This is a genomic window from Leptospira weilii (assembly GCF_006874765.1).
GTDB lineage: Bacteria > Spirochaetota > Leptospiria > Leptospirales > Leptospiraceae > Leptospira > Leptospira weilii.
The window spans coordinates 1,875,001-1,877,500 of sequence record NZ_CP040840.1; the positions used below are offsets into that span (position 1 = coordinate 1,875,001).

Annotated in this window: 2 protein-coding genes and 1 pseudogene (1 of these 3 cut by a window edge); 1 reads left to right on the plus strand and 2 read right to left on the minus strand. The window is 42.0% G+C overall.

Translation table 11 applies throughout. The features are described from left to right. Window positions 1–882: the 3' portion of a phosphate acyltransferase PlsX gene (plsX, locus tag FHG67_RS08820; protein ID WP_002631983.1), read on the plus strand. 126 nt of this gene lie to the left of the window's left edge; only the last 882 of its 1,008 coding nucleotides appear in the window; its start codon lies off the left edge, out of view; the stop codon is at window positions 880–882. Between the two features lie 121 nt (window positions 883–1,003). Here the strand turns inward: plsX and FHG67_RS08825 are convergent, their stop codons facing one another. Both FHG67_RS08825 and FHG67_RS22850 read right to left on the minus strand, forming a co-directional pair. After that, window positions 1,004–1,612 (minus strand): hypothetical protein, encoded by a 609-nt coding sequence (locus FHG67_RS08825; protein ID WP_004501753.1) that lies wholly within the window; start codon window positions 1,610–1,612, stop codon window positions 1,004–1,006. Window position 1,613: 1 nt separating this feature from the next. Then, a pseudogene (locus FHG67_RS22850) lies at window positions 1,614–2,423 on the minus strand (ATP-dependent (S)-NAD(P)H-hydrate dehydratase); the annotation flags it as partial. Window positions 2,424–2,500: the final 77 nt, after the last annotated feature.

Consider the following 2,500-nt stretch of genomic DNA (forward strand, 5'->3'; position numbering starts at 1 on the left):
GGAGAAACTCTCCTCAAGTTCGAATACGACACATCGAAAGTAAGAATCCAGCACGCTTCGGAGATCATTGATATGAACGATTCTCCTTCGATCGCAGTGCGTACTCTTCGGGATTCTTCCGTAGTCCAAGCCACACAACTCGTAGCCGATAAAACCTGCGTAGGTATGTTTTCTCCCGGGAATACGGGGGCAACTATGGCTTCGGCTCTTTTGTATCTGGGGAGAATTTCCGGTGTTTTACGCCCTCCGATTGCTGCTCCGATCCCTCAGGAGAACGGGCCTCCGATGCTTTTGTTGGACGCCGGGGCTAATGTCGATTGTAAACCGGATTACCTGGCTCAGTTTGCCGTAATGGGAGAGATTTATTCAAAGCTAATATTCAATATTTCTAATCCTAAGGTCGGAATTCTTTCCAATGGAGAGGAAGATAAAAAAGGGAACGCCGTTTCCTTAAAGGCGTTCGAAATGATCAAAAAACTTCCGATTCGTTTCGTAGGAAATGTGGAGGGACGAGATCTCTACGGAGGCGGTAAGGATGTGGACGTTGTGGTCTGTGACGGTTTTATCGGAAATATTGTGTTAAAGGCGACCGAGGGTCTTTCCAAATCCATTTTCAACGTCTTGCGTGAAAGTATCAAACAATCTAGTCTGGCCCAGACCGGAGCCTTGCTCCTCAAGCCTACGTTTGGAGCCATCAAAAAACGTCTGGATTATGCGGAATATGGCGGTGCGCTTTTGTTGGGCGTGGACGGAATTTGTTTGATCGGACACGGTTCGTCTAACGCTCTTGCCGTACAAAGAGCGATTCATGTGGTGACTGAATGCGCACAGCGCCAAATTAATGATCGTATCGCGGCCGATATCAAAAAGTATAATATTTAACGAGAGTTCGGATGCTTTGATTTCTTCCATGTCGAAAAGCTCATATCCTTGAGTTTGGACGTCGTTACCGTTGTTGATTTGATTGTTTTGTCGCCTAAGTCGATCGAAGAGCGAATTTCGTTCAAGGATTCTCGATCGATAGAAACGTTTGGCCTTCCTTATGAGAGACGATTAATTCTAATTTTAAACCGCTCGGAGAATGGACTCTACGAAATACTCTTTCCAGAAAGCTTTCGGAAGCTTTTACTTTACAGTCGGGAGGAAGTAAGTCGATCGCATCGTCGTCTAATCTGAATCTTGCAAATTCAATTTTACCCGGATATAATGTTTTTTGAGGAACGTTCCAAATTGTATCCACACAATTGATGCCGTCTTTGTTACTTAAAAGAATTTTAAAATTCCAACTTGTATCGGGAAAACGAGTCTCCTTTGAGTTGTCTTCGTTTTTCATAAATAAGAAGAAGGTCGGAAAACTTTCCTTGCCTTCTCGACTCGATTTAACATATAAGGTGATGGATCCGATTTTCAATTTAGGAGAGGAGGATTGAACCGTGAATGCTCCCGGATTCATAGTTTTTGCAACCATACCGATCACTAAAACGACTAAAACCAAATTTAAGATAAAAATCAAACGTACTCTCGAAAATTTGCCGCCACTGGATTGTTTTCTACTTTCTTCCAAGAATTTTCTGAATTCTTCCGGAGAACGAGAATGATAACCGCCGCCCATGTCAACTGTCTCCCTTTGTAAGTAGTTTGCGAATTACGGAAGCGGTTGGAAAACCTTTTGATTTTTTTGCCGCTTGAGTGAGCAAAGAAAATGAAAGTTGAACTGCTTCGGGGATCGTAAAGCTTTTTGAAAGATAAAAAGAAAGAATTCCGGCCAAAAGATCCCCCGTTCCCATCACAGCCAATTTCGGCTCCGGTGTTTCCCAAAGAAAAACTGTTCCGTTTGGGTCTATTAGAAAAGAGGAATATCTTTTCCATAATAGATACGTCTTGAAGTTTTTTGTGTATTCTTTCGCAAGAGAAATTCCTTGTCCGACCGATTTTATTTTGGTGTTTAAAAGATTTTCCAGTTCTCCCGTATGGGGAGTCATCAATGCTTTTTCATGTAATAGAATATTCTGATATGCTTTAATAGCTCCCGCGTCAAGAACGCAGAATTTTTCTTTCGGTAAAGGAAAAATCGGACATTCTTCCGTTTTTAAACCTGGACCTAAAAGGAAAACGGACGCTTTTCGAACGAAAGGAAGATTCATGATATCGGAACTTTCCGGAATCGTATTGACCATCAAAGAAGGATCTTTTTTTAAAACTCCCCGTACTGTTTTTTCGGAGGGGGTTAAAAGGAGGGAAATTCCTCCGCCTAACCCGTGAAATGTGAGTAGAGAAGAAAGCGCCGCTCCCGACATCCCTTGGGAGCCTCCGATGAGAACCAAAGAACCGTTTTTGTATTTATGAGAATTTTCTTCTCTTGGAAAGGTTTTTTTTAGAATGGATTTTGGAATTTTTTTCCAAAGGATTTTACCGGTTCGAGATTTGGACTCGAAAGGGGCCCGATCTTTGATTTCATTTGATTCGACTTTTTGATTTTCGTTGGATTCGATTTGATTTT